Consider the following 245-nt stretch of genomic DNA (forward strand, 5'->3'; position numbering starts at 1 on the left):
TGCCGCCCAGAACTTGCCGACGGCCTGCGCCGCACGGCGCATCGTCCACCAGTCCCAGGCCTTGGCCAGGATCAGGTACCAACTGGCGACCGACATGATGGCGAGAATGACCGCGACGCTGTGCGAAATGGCATCGCCACTGGCCCACAGGTGGGCGAAGCCGAAGGCGTTTTGCGCTGCTTCCTGAACGTTTTCCTGCATTTTTATTGCTCCAATTTGAAAATGATGGGGACCAGGACCCAGCT

1 pseudogene is annotated in these 245 nt (G+C 60.0%); it reads right to left on the reverse strand.

Annotation, left to right across the window (positions count from 1 at the left end):
- Positions 1 to 201: pseudogene (locus AT959_RS21640) on the reverse strand (MotA/TolQ/ExbB proton channel family protein); the annotation flags it as partial.
- Between the last annotated feature and the right edge of the window lie 44 nt (positions 202 to 245).

The organism is Dechloromonas denitrificans (assembly GCF_001551835.1).
GTDB classification, from domain to species: domain Bacteria; phylum Pseudomonadota; class Gammaproteobacteria; order Burkholderiales; family Rhodocyclaceae; genus Azonexus; species Azonexus denitrificans.